The organism is Spirochaetota bacterium (genome assembly GCA_017999915.1).
Lineage (GTDB): Bacteria > Spirochaetota > UBA4802 > UBA4802 > UBA5550 > RBG-16-49-21.
The window spans coordinates 58,521-75,878 of sequence record JAGNKX010000004.1 but is presented as its reverse complement, the minus strand read 5'-3'; the positions used below and the strand labels follow the sequence as shown (position 1 = coordinate 75,878).

General features: G+C 49.6%; 16 protein-coding genes and 1 tRNA gene. 13 read left to right on the top strand and 4 right to left on the bottom strand.

The features are described 5' to 3' along the window. Positions 1-25 precede the first annotated feature (25 nt). From KA369_07400 to KA369_07390, 3 genes are all read left to right on the top strand, one after another. Positions 26-1,498, top strand: coding sequence for a leucyl aminopeptidase (locus KA369_07400; protein MBP7735780.1), 1,473 nt, complete (start codon positions 26-28; stop codon positions 1,496-1,498). 4 nt (positions 1,499-1,502) lie between these two features. After that, positions 1,503-1,985 (top strand): ferritin family protein, encoded by a 483-nt coding sequence (locus tag KA369_07395; GenBank protein MBP7735779.1) that lies wholly within the window; start codon positions 1,503-1,505, stop codon positions 1,983-1,985. A gap of 244 nt (positions 1,986-2,229) precedes the next feature. Beyond that, positions 2,230-2,301, top strand: a tRNA-Gln gene (locus tag KA369_07390). A 29-nt stretch (positions 2,302-2,330) separates the two neighbouring features. On the opposite strand, the gene KA369_07385 is transcribed toward KA369_07390, so the two are convergent. Beyond that, complete coding sequence (locus KA369_07385; GenBank protein ID MBP7735778.1) at positions 2,331-2,990, bottom strand: N-glycosylase/DNA lyase; 660 nt, start codon at positions 2,988-2,990, stop codon at positions 2,331-2,333. A gap of 65 nt (positions 2,991-3,055) precedes the next feature. On the opposite strand from KA369_07385, the gene KA369_07380 reads away from it, so the two are divergent. Beyond that, complete coding sequence (locus KA369_07380) at positions 3,056-3,532, top strand: peroxiredoxin (GenBank protein MBP7735777.1); 477 nt, start codon at positions 3,056-3,058, stop codon at positions 3,530-3,532. A 169-nt stretch (positions 3,533-3,701) separates the two neighbouring features. On the opposite strand, the gene KA369_07375 is transcribed toward KA369_07380, so the two are convergent. Further along, on the bottom strand, positions 3,702-4,979 hold the full coding sequence (locus tag KA369_07375) for a cytochrome c554 family protein (protein ID MBP7735776.1): 1,278 nt from the start codon (positions 4,977-4,979) through the stop codon (positions 3,702-3,704). 490 nt (positions 4,980-5,469) lie between these two features. On the opposite strand from KA369_07375, the gene KA369_07370 reads away from it, so the two are divergent. The 8 genes from KA369_07370 (at position 5,470) to KA369_07335 (ending at position 12,368) form a co-directional block, all read left to right on the top strand. Then, on the top strand, positions 5,470-5,877 hold the full coding sequence (locus KA369_07370) for a transcriptional repressor (GenBank protein ID MBP7735775.1): 408 nt from the start codon (positions 5,470-5,472) through the stop codon (positions 5,875-5,877). A gap of 371 nt (positions 5,878-6,248) precedes the next feature. Continuing rightward, positions 6,249-6,413: a rubredoxin gene (locus KA369_07365; protein ID MBP7735774.1), complete on the top strand. Its 165-nt coding sequence runs from the start codon at positions 6,249-6,251 to the stop codon at positions 6,411-6,413. Between the two features lie 43 nt (positions 6,414-6,456). Continuing rightward, positions 6,457-7,788, top strand: a complete 1,332-nt coding sequence (locus tag KA369_07360; GenBank protein ID MBP7735773.1) for a cytochrome ubiquinol oxidase subunit I — start codon at positions 6,457-6,459, stop codon at positions 7,786-7,788. Between the two features lie 2 nt (positions 7,789-7,790). Further along, positions 7,791-8,789, top strand: coding sequence for a cytochrome d ubiquinol oxidase subunit II (gene cydB / locus KA369_07355; GenBank protein MBP7735772.1), 999 nt, complete (start codon positions 7,791-7,793; stop codon positions 8,787-8,789). Between the two features lie 54 nt (positions 8,790-8,843). After that, the gene (locus KA369_07350; protein MBP7735771.1) at positions 8,844-9,221 is read left to right on the top strand and encodes a desulfoferrodoxin; all 378 of its coding nucleotides are present in this window, start codon (positions 8,844-8,846) and stop codon (positions 9,219-9,221) included. Positions 9,222-9,237: 16 nt separating this feature from the next. Beyond that, positions 9,238-9,768, top strand: coding sequence for a ferritin (locus tag KA369_07345; GenBank protein ID MBP7735770.1), 531 nt, complete (start codon positions 9,238-9,240; stop codon positions 9,766-9,768). Between the two features lie 136 nt (positions 9,769-9,904). Next, positions 9,905-10,480, top strand: coding sequence for a rubrerythrin family protein (locus KA369_07340; protein ID MBP7735769.1), 576 nt, complete (start codon positions 9,905-9,907; stop codon positions 10,478-10,480). A 532-nt stretch (positions 10,481-11,012) separates the two neighbouring features. Then, entirely contained in the window at positions 11,013-12,368 is a 1,356-nt protein-coding gene (locus tag KA369_07335; protein ID MBP7735768.1) for an FAD-dependent oxidoreductase, read from the top strand. Here KA369_07335 and KA369_07330 read toward each other — a convergent pair. Both KA369_07330 and KA369_07325 read right to left on the bottom strand, forming a co-directional pair. Next, positions 12,365-13,318, bottom strand: a complete 954-nt coding sequence (locus tag KA369_07330) for a serine acetyltransferase (protein MBP7735767.1) — start codon at positions 13,316-13,318, stop codon at positions 12,365-12,367. The two genes, KA369_07335 and KA369_07330, sit on opposite strands and share 4 nt — an antisense overlap. Positions 13,319-13,430: 112 nt before the next feature. Further along, positions 13,431-14,348 (bottom strand): cysteine synthase family protein, encoded by a 918-nt coding sequence (locus KA369_07325; protein ID MBP7735766.1) that lies wholly within the window; start codon positions 14,346-14,348, stop codon positions 13,431-13,433. 771 nt (positions 14,349-15,119) lie between these two features. On the opposite strand from KA369_07325, the gene KA369_07320 reads away from it, so the two are divergent. Beyond that, positions 15,120-17,297: a hypothetical protein gene (locus KA369_07320; GenBank protein ID MBP7735765.1), complete on the top strand. Its 2,178-nt coding sequence runs from the start codon at positions 15,120-15,122 to the stop codon at positions 17,295-17,297. Positions 17,298-17,358 lie beyond the last annotated feature (61 nt).

Genomic DNA, 17,358 nt, shown 5'->3' with positions numbered 1-17,358 from the left:
CAAAGGGATTCAGATGAGGTGTGACATGAATCTTGTTTCAAAAAAACCCGTCTCTTCTTATACCAAAATCGATACTGTTCTGATCTTCGCCGGTGAATCAGCCGCCGGTCAGGGCATAAAGCTGCCTGGCGGATTTTCCTACGTGGAAAAATCGATAGACCTTTCGTTTTTCAAGGGTAAGCAATCCGAGACCATTTTCCTTCCTTTCTCTGACAAGCCGAACATCATCCTCTGCGGCATAGGCAAGGAAAAGGACTGCGACGCCGAATCCCTGCGCCGCAGCGCCGCTGGCGCCGCTTTCCAGTGCCGCGAAAAATCCATAGACCAGGTCCATGTAATCGTCCCGGAAATTAAAAATATCGAAAGCGGCGCGGTGCTGTCCGCCCTAGCCGAAGGTCTGTATCTGGCCAATTACAGCTTTGACCGGTATAAGACAAAGAAAAACGACAATGGCAAGGCCCCTATCAAGGGCGCCGTTTTTTACACCAGCGTCAAAGGCGCCGCGGCTATGCTTAAAAAAGCCGCCATCATATCGAAAAACACCCTTCTCTGCCGTGACCTCATCAACGAAACCAGCGAAAAATCCGATTCCAGTGGTATCGCCAGGGAGGCCGCTGCGCTGAAAAAGATTCCCGGCGTCGCCTGCACGATCCTTGACAAAAAGCAGATAGAAAAATTGAAGATGGGACTCCTCCTTGCCGTCAACAAGGGTAGTTCAAGACCTCCCCGCCTGGTCATACTTACCTACCGCGGCAATCCCCGGAGCAAAAAGTTCTTCGCTGTGATCGGCAAGGGGATCACCTTCGATTCAGGAGGTATTAACCTTAAGCCCTCGGGCCATATCGAGGACATGCGCACCGACATGGCCGGCGCCGCCGCGGCCCTGTATACCCTGAAGACAGCGGCTGAATTGAAGCTGAACAAGAACATTTACGCCGTCCTGCCCCTCACGGACAACATGCTTGCCAGCGACTCCTACCGCCCCGGCGATGTCTTTAAGGGGTATAACGGGATTACCGTCGAAATCGGCAATACCGACGCCGAGGGGCGCCTCATACTCGCCGACGCCATCGCCTATGCCGATAAAGTGCTGAAGCCCCACTGCATCGTGGACATCGCCACCCTGACCGGGGCCTGCGTGGTAACCTTCGGCGAGATAATTGCCGGATACGTCACCACCGACGAGCCACTGGGAGCGCTCCTTGAAAAGGCCGGCGAAGACACCGGGGAGCTGATCTGGAGACTCCCCCTGTACAAGGATTACGAGGATAACATGAAGTCCGATATAGCGGACCTGTGCAACATCTCATCCGAAAAAAACGCCGGCACCATCATGGGGGGGATTTTCCTGAAGAACTTTACGACAAACACCCGGTGGGCCCATATTGACATCGCCGGCACGGCGCATTCATCCAAGCAGCGCGGATACCGGCCCAAAAACGCCACGGGCTTCGGCGTCCGCCTCCTCGTTGAGGCCCTATCCCAATGGAAGGATTAACATCATGCCCTATACGATCAAGGAAATCATAGACATCGCCATCGGCATTGAAAGAGCCGGGTATGAATTTTATTCCGGCTGCGCCGGCAGGTTCACGGACATGTCCGTCCATGATGCTTTTGACTTCCTCGCCCGCGAGGAGCTGGAGCATGAGAGGCTTTTCCAATCATTCCACGGCAAGACCGAGGCCGCCGGTTTATATAACGAGGAATACTACGCCTACCTGAGGGCAATTGGCGGCGGCAGGATATTCGACTCACAACATGAATCGATCGCACAGATACTCTCCGGGATAAACACTCCGATGGACGCGTTAAAGCATGCCTTCTCCGCCGAAAAAGATTCCATACTTTTTTACAGCGAATTAAAGGAGCTCTTCACAAAAGACAAGGATACGACCCTGATGCTCGACAGGATAATAAATGAAGAGCGGAAACACGTATCCACGATCCTTGACGTGATTGACAAATTAAAAATATCATCATAATAACGATATATAAAATACCCCGCAGCAAACTGCGGGGTTTGCGCGTGCCGCGATCAATTCCACGTTTTGTCCACCCATAGAGCCATGGATAGCCATGGCTAATTTTACATCATTGAAACAAGCTTTTTCAATAAATTATGGCTGATTAACCATGCTGTTATTACTCTGACATTTAGAAGACGAGGTCATCGATCATATATTCATTCGACGGTGTAAAATTCAGCCTCGGGCTCTTTTTTATCATTACGGGATGGTGTAACTGGTAGCACACTGGGCTTTGGACTCAGCAGTGGAGGTTCGAATCCTTCTCCCGTAGCATTCAAAGCTCACAACGATTCATGGTTCTTACTTGAATATATCGCCGGTCGCCATGTACCAGAGAACAAAATCAAGATGTGCCAGGGGGATGCCGATTTTCAACGCGAAGTCATCGAGCCTTTTTTCCATCTCGCAGTATTGACGCGGAGATATGGAACCGGGGACATCGTTGATAATGCGGAGGTTATGCATATGCCTCAGGATGTGGCGGTCAAGGATCGCTATGGAATCGCCCCGCCCTATATTTCTCAGATAGTGGCTTGCCTCTTTATATCCCAATCCCTTTACATTTTTCGCTAACCATTCTCTCAATAAAAAACTATCGTCAAAACCTTCCAGGATATTTCTCAGGGATTTTCCCGGCCCCCTGAACATGTCCCGGGCTTCCAGGATATAATTCGTCTTATTGTTCTTGAAACGAACGATGTTAAGCTCCGGGCAAATATCTTCGTATGTGCCTTCAAAAAGGCAATTCTTTCCAAGAAGAAGCTCCACGGCCCGCCAGCACCGCCTCGCGCCTGATTGAGGGGTCAGGAGGCAGAAAACCATCTCTATGAAAAGTGCGCAATCATCGCCCTCCTTCCATATCTTTTTAAATTCCAGAAGTCGCTCCTCTATCCGGCCGGAAATTTCAGCATGGATTTTCAGGATCTCAACGATACGATTTTTAATTTGTTTTGTTGACATGGCGGCTTTTCCGCCATAGACTATAATGACGAGCATTAAAATCAATTGTATTTTGAGGATATGCCATGGCAGGTAAAAAGCTGACGACCGGATCGACGGCTCCCGGTTTCACCCTCACAGATTCCGATGGAACCATGATATCCCTCGAAAATTTCAGGGGTTCATGGGTCGTTCTCTATTTCTATCCAAAGGATAATACCTCCGGTTGCACCCTGGAGGCGGTTGATTTCACCTCCCGGGCCGGTGAATTCAAAAAGCTCAATGCCGTAATCCTGGGGATCAGCCCTGACTCCGAAGCAAGCCACCGGAAGTTCATCGCCAAGAATGACCTGGGAATAACCCTCCTCAGCGACAGCGACCGCAAGGTCCTGAAGCTCTATGGTGTGTGGCAGATCAAGAAGCTGTACGGCAAAGAATCCTACGGCGTGGTGCGGTCAACCTTTCTTATCGATCCCGAGGGAGTGATTCGGGGAGCGTGGGAAAAGGTAAAGGTGAAGGGACACGTTGACGAGGTATTTGAAAGACTGAAAGAATTGTCCTGACCGTTGCCGGACCGGAGAAAATCGTCTTGAGCCGTTCCATGTCATTGCCGCGATAGCCGCTGCGGCATTGGCGACTATCGCGGATTAGACAAAATCACGTGTTAAGCTTTTTCAATCTTACCAGAACGATCCTATTATAATTAATAAATAATCCGACAGCGTTAAATGTCTATTCAACAGTCACAAGCTTTTTGTCCGACGCCATCAGAACAGCGGGGATCTTTATTTTCCCCGCGCCCATGACCGCGTCCGCCGCTTCCTGGGGAAGAATGCGATACCAGAGCTTAACCTCGACGGTAACTTTTTTATCATTGATCCGGGGCATGGTATAATTTTCAACGGCGCTTTTCAGCGGTTCGATTCTTTTATCCTTCAATATCTCCCGCGCCTTCGCTACATTCATGACCGGTTTTCCCTTGCCGTCTCCGAATACCGTATGGTAGATGACGGCTCCGCTTGCAATGCGGCCCTGGGGGTCTAATCCACCACTGCGGTACAGCGTGGCTCCGCCTCTGCCGGAAACCGTTAGCTCCAGCCACATCTGTCGCACGTGGGTAAGGCCCGTGGGCAGATAGTGGCCCGCTCCCTTGTTTTTCACGGCAACGGTCAGCTTTCCATTTCTGATCGTATCGCCGACAGATACGTCCGCCGCATTTTTCAGGCGCTCTTCAGCCATCGCCACCTGGTCATTGTTTCCGTATAGTTTCGGGACCAGTGTATTGGTTCCTGTAAAGTAATGAGTATATATGTGCTTCCGTTTCGGCCCCCCTTCAGCCGAAGAACCGGGATTGTCGGGCCTGTCGGTCGATCCGGTTGCCGCGATACCGGGACGCTGCCTCATATGGCAATCCTGGCATGGAATGCCCTTTTCGGCATAGGGGCTTTTCTTCCATTCCTCATAGGGCGTTTCCAGCCTGGTGCCGAAAACCACGTGGCGGACATCATGGCATGCGCCGCATATTTCCGCCCCGGTGTGGAATTTCGAAAACTCTGCTCCATGGAACTCAGGCTTTGCGTCTTTGTGGGGACCGCGCTTGATTCCCGGCTCGTTCTCGCCGTTGCCCGGTTTCAGACTGATATCGGCGTTGTAAATCCTTCCCGCTCCGGTTGCCGAGTGGCAGTAGTCGCACTGGACGCCCTTCTGCGCCAGATCCGGAATTTTTTTCAAATGGTCCGATGTCTTCAGAGGCATGCCGGATACATACCCGACCGGGGTATGGCACGAAACGCAATGTTCCGCTTCTTTGATTTCGTCCGGGTCCGTGACCCCCTTGAGGTCATGAAGCGCCACCTCCTTGTATATCGGGTCCACATGGGACAGGCTGTGCATTGACCCTTTCCACTGCTCGTATATTTCAGCATGGCATCCTCCGCATGTCTCAGGCGAAACAAACTGCGATAATTCATAATGCCGCGTCTTTGAACAGGACATAGGCAGTAACGCCATACAGATCACCATCATCGAACCAAGGGAGAAACCTGATTTCATACGCATTCCTCTTTATTTTATGCAATTTATTATGATTTTAAACACCATCATCCTGTTAGCAATCATTTTTTCGCCGAAAACCTCATTAATCATTGTAATGCGGCAAAATTTTATATATCTTGTAATCGTTACATTTTTGAAACAATTATGGACTACCATTATTTACCCGTTTATCTTTTTGTTGACAAATAGACGCAGAAAGATAATACCATGACAAGTTATGAATAGTGACGCGCATTATTGATATATCGCATAACAATCACAAAAATATTACCCGGCGGTTCCGGAATGAAAGCGGCTACAATACGTGACAATGCATATCGGGTGGGCGCCATTGACAGCATGAATTCTGATCAGTATCTGATAGATTCAATTGACAGTGAAGATCATATGCTCATATCCTATCAGATTTGACTTGTCGCGGTGGGGGGCAACATTGGCTAACGACATTAAAAGCATTTTACTGGAAAACGACATCAGTCCCTCCTTTCATCGTTTGAAAATCTACGAATACCTATCTAATAACAGGACCCATCCAACGGTAGACATGATCTATGACGAAGTGATCAAACAGATACCGACCCTGTCAAAAACCACCATTTACAATACATTGAAAACATTTTCCGAAAAAGGCCTTGTATCCTCCATTACCATTGAAGACAATGAGGTTCGCTATGACGCGGACCTTACATTTCATGGTCATTTCAAATGCATCCAATGTGGAATGTTATATGACATCGAGATGGACCAGATGAGCTTCGACAAGAGATTGAGCGTCAGCAGAAAAATTCAGGGTCATTATATTACGGAACGGCAGGTCTATTTCAAGGGCATCTGTAAACGATGCTCAAAATAACCGGTTGCATCGCATTTTCTATTGTTCATTTCGCATAACGGATTACCACGTTTTAAAAATATTTCCATTTTCCGATTATTTTTTTCTTGAAATAAAATAGGGGGAAATGATATTTGTATTTATTACAAATGTTAGATAGTACGAATATATCCGGCGTTTATCAACAGGCTTGTTGCTTTTATAGATTTCTAATTTTGCCACCCCTTGCCGGGAGAGGTGAAATACCGGTTTTGCAACTGGTCTGATATAAAAAATGGTTTCCAAAAAGCCCTTTATTATATAATATATATTTAAAGAATATAAACAACATAACGAGTTGCATTCGAGCAATAACTAATTTTTTGCTGAAAATCATCAGGGAGGCCTTAATTATGAAAAAATATGTATGTTCAGTATGCGGGTATGTCTACGATCCTGAAGCGGGAGATCCTGATTCCGACATCGCACCCGGCACGCCCTTTGAAAAGCTGCCCAATGATTGGGTCTGCCCGCAATGCGGCGTAGGAAAAGACCAGTTCGAGCCATACGAAGATTAGCATAACATTGCTGAAACATGTCTGATCATTTGGAGGCAGAATAATGGATGCGGTTCTTCTCTCAAGAATTCAATTCGGTTTAACTGCGGGATTCCATTTCATTTTTCCACCCCTGACACTGGGGCTCACGCTGCTGATCGTAATACTTGAGCTTCTGTATTACAGATCCGGAAGCGAGCATAATCTTAAAATATCAAATTTCATGATCAAGATTCTGGGCCTTGTTTTTGTCATGGGAGTCGCCACCGGTATCGTCCTGGAATTTTCCTTTGGCACGAACTGGTCCAATTATTCCCGGATGGTGGGCGACATTTTCGGCGCGCCCCTCGCCGCCGAAGGCGTATTTGCCTTTTTCATGGAATCGGTGTTCCTGGGGATGCTCATCTTCGGGAGAAACCGCCTCTCCAAAGGCGTATATCTGTTATCGGCGTTCCTGGTTTTCTTCGCTTCCCATCTTTCAGGCCTGTGGATAATCATTGCCAATTCATGGATGCAGACTCCGGCCGGATTCGCCATTGAAGGGGGCCGGGCGGTGCTCAAGGACTTTTTCGCCGCAGCCTTCAACGATTCAACGCTTATCCGCTATCTTCATACCGTGATGGGCGGCTGGATCACCGGATCGCTCTTCACCGCCGGCATAGGCGCGTGGTACCTCCTGAAACAACGGGACCGGGAATCTGCCCAGTACCTGATAAAGATCGCCCTCTGGTTATTCATAGCCGTTGCGCTTCTCCAGTTCGGCTCTGGTCACGGACATGCCGTTCAGGTCGCCAATACGCAGCCTGCGAAGATGGCCGCCTTTGAAGCGCTCTGGCAAAGCCAGGAAGGCGCGCCCATGTCCATCATAGGACTGCCCGATCCGTCGCAGAAGAAGACCCATTTCGAGATCGCCGTTCCCAAGCTCCTGAGCATCGGCATCAATTTCGATCCCAACTCCAGGGTACAGGGCCTTGACGAGATTCCCGAAGATGAACAGCCGCCTATTGTGTTAACATATCTCACCTATCACGGCATGATAGGGCTTGGCTCATTCTTCGCCCTCGTTGCCGCGATCTCCGCCATCCTCATGATAACCGGCAAACTAAAGGATGCGCGGTGGTTTCTCTGGGTTCTTGTCCTATCGGTGCCCCTTCCTTTCATTGCCAACGAACTGGGATGGATGGCCGCCGAGATCGGGCGGCAGCCCTGGGCAGTGTACAAAGTGCTGAAAACCGTCGATGCCGCATCGGTCGTGGTGCCGGCATGGCAGATATTGCTGACTATCATTGCTTTCAGCGCCATCTACATCCTTTTATTCATTGTATTTCTGAAGCTCCTCTTCGGCATTATTCGCAAGGGACCCGATAAAACAACTCTCGGATACGTGGGGGAATAATCATGGAAACCATTCAAATCCTTCAGATCATATGGTTCATCCTGATCGGCGTTCTGTTCATCGGCTATTCTGTCCTAGACGGATTTGATCTCGGCATTGGCACCCTGCTCCCCTATTTTGCCAGGGATAAAAAAGATATAACGGCCCTTTTCACCGCCATTGGCCCTGTATGGGACGGCAATGAGGTATGGCTCCTCACGGGGGGCGGCGCCCTGTTCGCCGCGTTCCCCCATGTCTATGCCACGGTATTCAGCGGCTTTTATCTCGCCCTGATGCTCGTGCTGTTCGCCCTGATATTCAGGGCCGTGGCCCTTGAATTCTGGTCGCTGGATGAAAATCGCCGGACCCTCTGGAAATGGGCCTTTACCGTGGGGAGCGCGCTGCCATCCCTGCTTTTCGGCGTGGCCCTCGGCAATGTTCTCATTGGCATTCCATTGAACGACAAGATGGAATTTACCGGCACCTTCTTCACCCTGCTGCGTCCCTATCCATTGGCCATCGGACTTCTCGGCCTGTCTGCGATACTCCTCCAGGGATGCGCCTATGGGGCCCTTAAAACCGAGGGTGAGCTCCATGACCGGATCGTGAGCGCCGGCAAGAAAATAGCTATCGCCTACGCGGCGCTCCTTGCCCTTTCCATTATCGTCGCCTTTATCGTCATGCCGGAGCGGATGGCCAACATTCCCGCCTGGATCTGTACTGCCATTGTTTTCATCGCCATCGCGGCGGCGAGGTCACGGCTCGGGAAAAACAGCGGCTTTGCCGCATTCATCCTGTCGTCGATCTCTTTTATAGGGCTATGGGGTATTGCCGGGTCAATTCAATTCCCCAATCTCGTAAGGGCGACCGATGACGCCGGCCTTCATCTTCAGATATACAACACGTCGTCGAGCCAACTGACGCTTTCGGTCATGCTCATCATCGCCCTGATCGGCATGCCCATAGTCCTGGGGTATACCATATATTCATACCGTGTTTTTAAAGGAAAAGTCTCACAATAACAATCACAGTATCGCCGGCCATGCTGCCGGTAACAAATTTTATGGAGGTTCATAATGACAAAGAGATTTGAAATTTACAAATGTCAGGTTTGCGGCAATATCGTCGAGGTCATCCATGAAAGCGTCGGAACCCTTGTCTGCTGCGGTCAGGACATGACGCTTCTTACCGAGAATACCACCGACGCGGCAAAGGAGAAGCATATTCCCGCCGTCAGCAAATCCGATCATGGGATCAAGGCCAAGGTGGGAGAAGTCGCCCATCCGATGGAGGAAAAGCATTATATCGAGTGGATACAGGTGATATCCGCAGACGGAACATCGGACCGCAAGTTCCTCAAGCCGGGCCAGGCGCCTGAAGCTGAATTCTGCTGCGCTGACGAAAAATCGACGGTGCGCGAGTACTGCAACCTTCACGGTCTCTGGAAAAAATGACGCCAGGAAACGCTCTATGATAGTCAAAAAAGTAGAAGATGCCATCAACAACCAGATAAACGCCGAGCAGTATTCGGCTTACCTGTATCTTTCAATGTGCGCCTATTTCCAGAACAAGGGATTGAAAGGCTTCGCCCACTGGATGGAGATCCAGGCGGCCGAGGAATTCTCTCATTCAAGGAAATTCTACCGCTACCTCTTTGACAGGGGCGGAAGGGTGCTTCTGAAGCCCATAGAAGGCCCGCCCACGGACTGGAAATCGCCGGAGCACGTCTTTGAAGAAGTCTACAGGCATGAACAGAAGGTCACCGGCCTTATAAACGATCTCGTCAACCTCTCGATCGCGGAAAAGGATCACGCGACGAACAACATGCTCCAGTGGTTTGTGGCCGAGCAGGTCGAGGAAGAGGCATCGGCCCTTGAGATACTGGACGAGCTCAAGCTTATAGGCAATGACGGCAATGGTCTCCTTATGAAAGACCGCGAGCTCGCACAGAGGATATTGAACATGGCACTGTATACGGGCATTGCCGGTGCCGGCGCATAGCTTTGGCGCGTCTGAATACGCGCTCTAAGTCCGGAGTAAGTCCTATCAGCACATGACTGAAACATGGCGCCTGCCAGGTGTAGCAACATAATTTACGGGGGAACCATACCCCTATCAACTCAACGAGGAGATTAGAATGAAAAGTGTAAAAGGAACTAAGACAGAAAAGAACCTTTTAGCGTCTTTTGCGGGCGAATCACAGGCCCGGAACAGGTATACCTTTTTCGCCTCACAGGCTAAAAAAGAGGGATATGAGCAGATCGCGGCGATATTCCTTGAAACCGCCGAGAACGAGAAAGAGCATGCCAAGCGCTTTTTCAAGTTTCTCGAAGGCGGAGTGGTGGAAATCAACGCCTCCTACCCGGCCGGCGTCATAGGCACCACGGTGGAAAACCTCAAAGCCGCCGCCGCCGGCGAGAATGAAGAGCACACCCTGCTCTATCCGTCCTTCGCTGACGTAGCGGAACAGGAAGGATTCAAGGATATCGCCATTGCCTGGAGAAAGATCGCCGAAGTGGAGAAGCACCACGAAGAGCGCTATCTGGCGCTCATGAAGAACATACAGGACGGTACGGTCTTCAAGAAAAAGGGAAAGACCAAATGGAAATGCCGCAATTGCGGTTATATCCACGAGGGCGAGAGCGCCCCGGAAAAATGCCCGACCTGTCTCCATCCCCAGGCATATTTCGAAGTGCTCGATGACAATTTCTAATAACAGGCCCCAGAACGAAAAGAGCGGCATCATGCGGTGCCGCTCTTTTTATTAATATGATAATGCATTAGATTTCTAACACGTTTTCAATCCTTCAAAAACGTAACCGGATCCATGCTTTGTTTCAATATAATTCACCGTCAGGGAAGGTATGGAATCCAGAAAATCCGATACCCTTTCATCGACCAGGATCTTGATTTCGTCGCTTTCAATGATCTGATCGCTGCTATTTTCCAGCTCATCCAGAGCCAGTCCCAGCCGGGGACCGCCTCAACCAAAACCTGAAAAAACCACCCTCAACGCCGGTTTGTGAAAATCCGATTCTACAAGGGCCTTATGCAATCGCGTCCTGGCTTCTTTTGTTATATTAATATTCAAAATAACCTCCATGGTATTTAAGGTGTTTTTAAAATACTAATTTTTCAAATTATCGTCAACATAGAAATACAGTATTTTAGAATTTTCTATATTTTTCTTGACATTTGCGATTTTTTTTTATATATAAATAAATAAAGATTAATGATAATACCTGATGGAAAAATTTGACATTTTAATCATTGGCGGTGACGCCGCGGGAATGAGCGCTGCGTCCCAGGCAAGGCGTATCAATCCTTCACTGACAATTGCCGTTCTGGAACTGGGCCTTCATGTTTCTTACGCGGCCTGCGGCATGCCCTATTTTATAGCCGATATAGTCAAAAATTCAGAAAGCCTTATAGCCATCGATATTGACGAATTCAGGGGAAAAAGAAAAATCGACATCCGCATAGGCACTGAAGTAATTGATGTCGATTTTTCCGAAAAAACCGTGACGGCGCGTACTTCCGAAAAGACATATACGCTGGGATACAACAGGCTCGTTATCGCCACAGGGGCCAGGCCCATTATACCCCCCATCCCCGGAATTGACAGCCCATCGGTCTTTTTTTTGAGAAATCTTTCTCAGGGAATATCGATAAAGGATTTCATAAGGGAGCATAGGCCTCAATCATGTATAATCATCGGCGGAGGATTCATCGGTCTGGAATTGGCTGAAACGTTGCGAAGGCTTTCCATTGATGTGACTATTCTTGAAAAATTTGAATCCGTTGCCATGCCTCTTTCCCCGGAGATCAGGGACCTCATCTGGCGCACCCTTGAGGAGAACAATGTCACCATTATCGCTTCGACAAAGATCAGCCATATCGATGCATCAGTTACGGGCCTGGCCGTTCATACCGACAGGGGCATCCATGAAGCTGATTTTATCATCGCATCCACCGGCATAGCTCCCAATACGGAATTCTTAAAAGGCTCCGGTTTGCTCATGAATGACCGGGGCGCCATCATAGTTGATGAGGGATCATGGACCAATGTACCCGAGGTGTTGGCGGCCGGTGACTGCTCAACGGTAAAAAGCATAATAACCGGCAACGATGTGTATTTTCCCCTGGGGACCACCGCCAACAAGCAGGGGCGCGTCGCCGGACTCCAGGCCGCAGGCGTCCAGGAAGAGCTGTTTCGGGGCTCCGTGGGGTCCCAGCTCGTCAAGGTCTTTGATCTCGAGGTGGGAAAAACCGGCCTGAACGGCGCCGACGCTGCCCGCGAGGGTATAAAGGCCGAATCGGCCCTGGTCAAATGGCGATCGCGGGCCGGTTATTATCCCGGGACGAAGGAAATCCTGGTCTCATTGACCATCAACTCCGACACCGGCGAATTGATCGGTGGGGAAATAGCCGGTCCCGACGGCGCCGCACTCCGTACCAATGTGATCGCAACTGCGGTCACGGCCAGGATGAAGATCGACGAGGTCGCCTACCTTGACCTCGGATACGCCCCGCCCTTTTCCCCGGTCTGGGACCCGGTCAACGCGGCGGCGCAGAAGCTTCTGAAGCGCAAGCCCTTCTAAATGCCGAGTCCATCCCCGAAGAGGAATTCCTCGGCCTTACCCTGCATTATCTTCGCCCCCGGGGCGACATCCCTGGTGAGCCACACGTTGCCCCCGATCTCCGCCCCTTTCCCGATCGTGACGCGCCCCAGTATGGTAGCGCCGGAATAGATTATGACGTCGTCTTCCACGATGGGATGGCGGGGAATCCCCTTGATCGGATTTCCATTTTCGTCAAGGGGAAAGCTTTTCGCGCCCAGGGTCACTCCCTGGTAGATCCTCACGTTTGCGCCGATCACCGCAGTTTCGCCTATGACCGTCCCGGTGCCATGGTCTATGAAGAATGATTCTCCGATCCTGGCGCCGGGGTGGATGTCTATACCCGTTTCGGAATGGGCCATCTCGGAAATAATCCTCGGTATAAGAGGGACTTCGAGGCAATACAGTTCATGGGCGACGCGGTGGTTCGCCAGCGCGGACAGGCTTGGATAGCAGAATATGGTCTCACCGACGCCTTTGGCCGCCGGATCTCCCTTGAAGGCAGCCCGGGCATCCAGGGTAAGCAATCTCCGCAAACGAGGAAGGGTAAGCAGGAATTTCTTTGAAACATCTTTCGATCTTCTCTCGCAATCTTCGCAGTCATGGTCCGTCTCGCCGGCCTCTGCGCAGGAAAAGCAGAACCCCCGCTTCACCTGTTCCGCCAGGTGGCGATAGACCATGTCAAGGGCCGACCCGATATAGAACTTCATGGTCTCGGGCTTCACGTCGGAATTGACGAAATACCCCGGGAACAATATCGACTTCATCAGATCGACGAATTCCCTGAGGCTTTCCACCGACGGCATGGGAAAATCATGGTAGGTGCGATGGTATACGGCTTCGTAGGATTCAGGCCTGCAGAGATCGCCGACAATGTCATTGATAAAATCTTCTGTGAGCCTGCCGTTACGCGCGCCGATCCCGCATTTCATATCAGCCTCCGGATATCGCATAGGATGAATAAACATCGATCAGGCCGCTATTAATGTCAAGCAGTTCAGGCGCGGGTGAGATTCGGGATGCGGCGTCGGCGAGAGAGCCCTATCAGGGCGGGCAGATGGCGCACACCGACCTGAACACTTCCGTCGAGAGGTACCTGTCTCCGCGATCCGGGAAGAGAACCACGATGGTGGAACCACGGGGCATGTCTTTTGCCACCGTCATGGCGCCCCACATGGCGGCGCCGCTTGACATGCCGCAGAAAAGGCCCTCCATGAGCGCCAGGTTTCTCGTAGTGTCAAAGGCGTCATCGTCGGTGCATTCCAGTTTCACATCAAGGAGCTTCGGGTCATATATGGCGGGAATGATCGATTCATTCATGTTCTTGAGTCCCTGGATCCGATGATTCAGTGTCGGTTCAACGCCCACGACCTTCGTGCGGGGATTGCGCTCCCTGAAATATCGCGAGCATCCCATGAGGGTGCCGGTCGTCCCCATGCCGGCAACGAAGGCGTCCACCTCTCCCTTGGTGTCCCTGACGATCTCCGGCGCCGTAGTCTCGTAATGGGCCAGCCAGTTTGCGGGATTTCCGAACTGGTTCGGCATAAAATACTGTTCGTGAAAATGTTCTATGATATGGTGGGCCCTTGTTATGGCGCCGTCCGTCTTGTCGCACCCGGGGGTTAGCTCCAGCTCGGCTCCCATGGCGATAAGTATGGAGCGGCGTTCCTCGCTGACACAGGCAGGCATGGTGAGCTTGATCCGGTACCCCATGGCGGACGCGATCATCGCCATGCCGATGCCGGTATTACCCGAGGTGGGCTCCAGGATAATCTTATCCTTTGTGAGCTCTCCCGATTCGACCCCCTTTTTTATCATATAATAAGCGGGCCGGTCTTTCACCGAGCCGCCGGGATTGGACCCTTCGAGCTTCGCCAGTATTCTTATGCCCGTATCTTTGGGAGACCAAATCCTGGTCATTTCAACCATCGGGGTGTTGCCTATTGCATCTAAAACGCTAATGGCCGCTCCTCCAATATTAAAAATTCAGGTAATGATAGATTTTTTCATCCCATGATTTGCAAGTAATTTTTTACCAATACAGCAAATAATTACGCATCGATATAAAAAGTCATCTTATAATGGCATAAAAACATCATATTATTAAGCTCTCGTCTTCCAGATACTGATTTTTTAATTGTTGTTGTAGATTTATATACACTAATAAATTTAACGTACGTTTAATTTATCAACCACCATTCAATGACCTTTAAGGTAGTTATGGAAATACAATTTCTTATGGATAGACATTCCAATCATATTTCATCCACTTAATATGACCGCCTTCAACAACACCCCACACAACCTGAAACATTCATAGAAAATAAATCAATGCAATAATGCACAGCATTTTTACATGGCAATTAAGCGTGCCATCACTGCGCTCGGATAATTCAGGAGAATATCTCGACTTGTTGTGCGCAAAAAATCAATTCCCAGGCATTGTTGGGACGCCATCCGATCCCTGAATGCCGGTGATGCTGATCGCAGGTCTGATTGAATGATAGAATAGGACAGATGTATTCAGAAGGGACATTACTTCGATCGGCTACACAATACGACAGGTAACGATATCATCTGTAACCGCTGGTTAGCAAAATCAATTGGATACAGTATTTTTGATTGGTCATCCAATTAATTTATGTTCAAACGAATGTTTATGCTTGACATGGTTGCTCAATATTGTGAATATAAAAAATTCCCATTAAATTTTTGCGTTACCGGTATAATAGCATGTTTGACAGAAAAAAAGCCTTCCCAAAATTAATTGTCATGCACCTGATAATCACGGCCCTTTGCGAAGCTGCGGCAATAGGCGTAACCATGTACCTTGCCGAAAGCGCAAAATTCAAGACAGTGGGATTTACCGCCATCGGCATATTCATCGGCGTAATGACGGTTACAATTACGACGAACCTTATCCTGATGCTGAGATTCAGATCGGCTTTTTCCACGAATGATGAAAACGCCGCCATCGATGACGTAACTGCCAAAAGGATGCAGAATTACACGACAAAGCTCTATGTCATGGCCATGGTCATCTTCGTGTTCGCTCCCACCCTCTACATGATCGTTCAATACATCATGGGTGTTCCGGCTGCCATGGGAAGCATAGCCATAGGCAATTTCTGTCTCCTGGGAATAGGCATCATCACCGGCAACCTCTATTATGTTTATTTATATCCTGTCATCGTTCTTGTCCTCTCAAGCTACAAGACACAATTCAAGCGAATCAAGCTTAAGCATAAGATCGTTCTGCCGATCATGAATATGGTTCTAGCCCTGCTTATCATTTTTTCCCTTTATGCTTATAAAACAGCGTGGGGGTTGTTTCAACCGGCGCAGCAGCAAAACTTGTTTAACAGCTATAAACTTAAAATAGTAAGCCTTGATGAGGCATATTTAAAACAACCCGGGGAAGATAAAACAGCTTATTTTACGGAGAAACTCAAAGAGGGGAATATCCTCATCAAAGATTTCTTTTTCATAATGAATGAATCGGGAACCATTGTAGATTCGAGTTTCAAGGATACCATAGGAAAAAGCGCCCTCACCGATATAGAAAAGAATTGGAAAAACACCGACCATTTTACCGAAAATGTTAAAAAACTTTTATCCGGCAAAGAAGGTTTATGCGATATATTTTACAATAAGCAGATATTCTATTCATTCTACTCCCATATACCGGACACGGCTCTGTACATCATCACCGGCGAGGTGTCACACTCGTTTTTCAGCCCCACCAACAACCTGGCCATGTTCATGGTCCTCATAGGCATCGCCTTTGTCATCGGCATTACCGTATTCTCCCTGAGCATGGCGACGCGTAAATTCAAGATCCTCGAAGATTCATCGTCCTTTGTTATCAAGCTCTCCCAGGGCATATTGACCGAAACCAGGCTATCAGGGTCCCACGGCATCGGCGATGAAATGAGCGACATGGTAAAGGCCATTGAAAACCTCGCCTATATTTTCAGGGGGCTCTCGCTGAACCTGAAGGGCACCGCCGATGACCTGAACAAGATGGCAGGCACGGTTTCCTCCACCAGCCAGATCATTTCGGACGATTCCCGCATCCAGGCCAGCACCATTGAAGAATTCTCCGCCTCGGTGGAGGAAATATCCTCATCCATAGAGCTTATATCAGAGAACATTAGAAAACAATTCAACAAAACCCAGAATGTTTTCAAAGTAATCCAGCAATTTGTCGAATCGATGAAACAGATCTCCCTCAAGACAGAGGAAGCAGAGGAAATCGCCGAGGCATCCTACGCCAGCGTCACTGATATCGAACAGAAGCTGAAAACCACGGTCGACGGCATACGCGCCATCGGGGACAGCTCCGGCAAGGTCGCCGAAACCCTGTCGGTCATACAGGACATCTCGGACCAGATCAATCTCCTTTCCCTTAATGCGTCCATCGAGGCCGCCCGGGCCGGCGACGCCGGCAGGGGCTTCGCCGTCGTGGCCGACGAGGTTGGCAAGCTCGCGGACAAGACAAATTCGGAGGCCAGGGAAATCGAGCGGCTCGTCAACGAGAGCAACCAGAAAGTACGTGAGGGCATAACCTTTATATCCAATATCTCCGATTCGATCCAGAAGATGATCTTATCCGTCCGCAATACTTCCGACATCATCGTGAGCATCGCCTATAATTCAAAATCCTTCATGGAAACCGCGCAGAACATATTCCAGGAGGTGAGCGCCCTCACCGAGCTTTCTAATGAAAACGCGGTTGCCTCGGACGAGCAGCTCCACACCGCCAAGGAAGTCCTCGGGGCAATCGACCAGATGAATGAAGCGGTCCAGAAAACGGCACAGAGCATGAACCAGTTCGTGCAAATAATCGAGAGCTTGACCGGTTATTCCAAAAAGATCATGGACCTGCTCTCGATCCTCAAAACCGAGTGAGCGGGCTGCTTTTTTAACTTGATTTTTATCTCCCCATTCAAATAGTTACCCTCATGTTTCC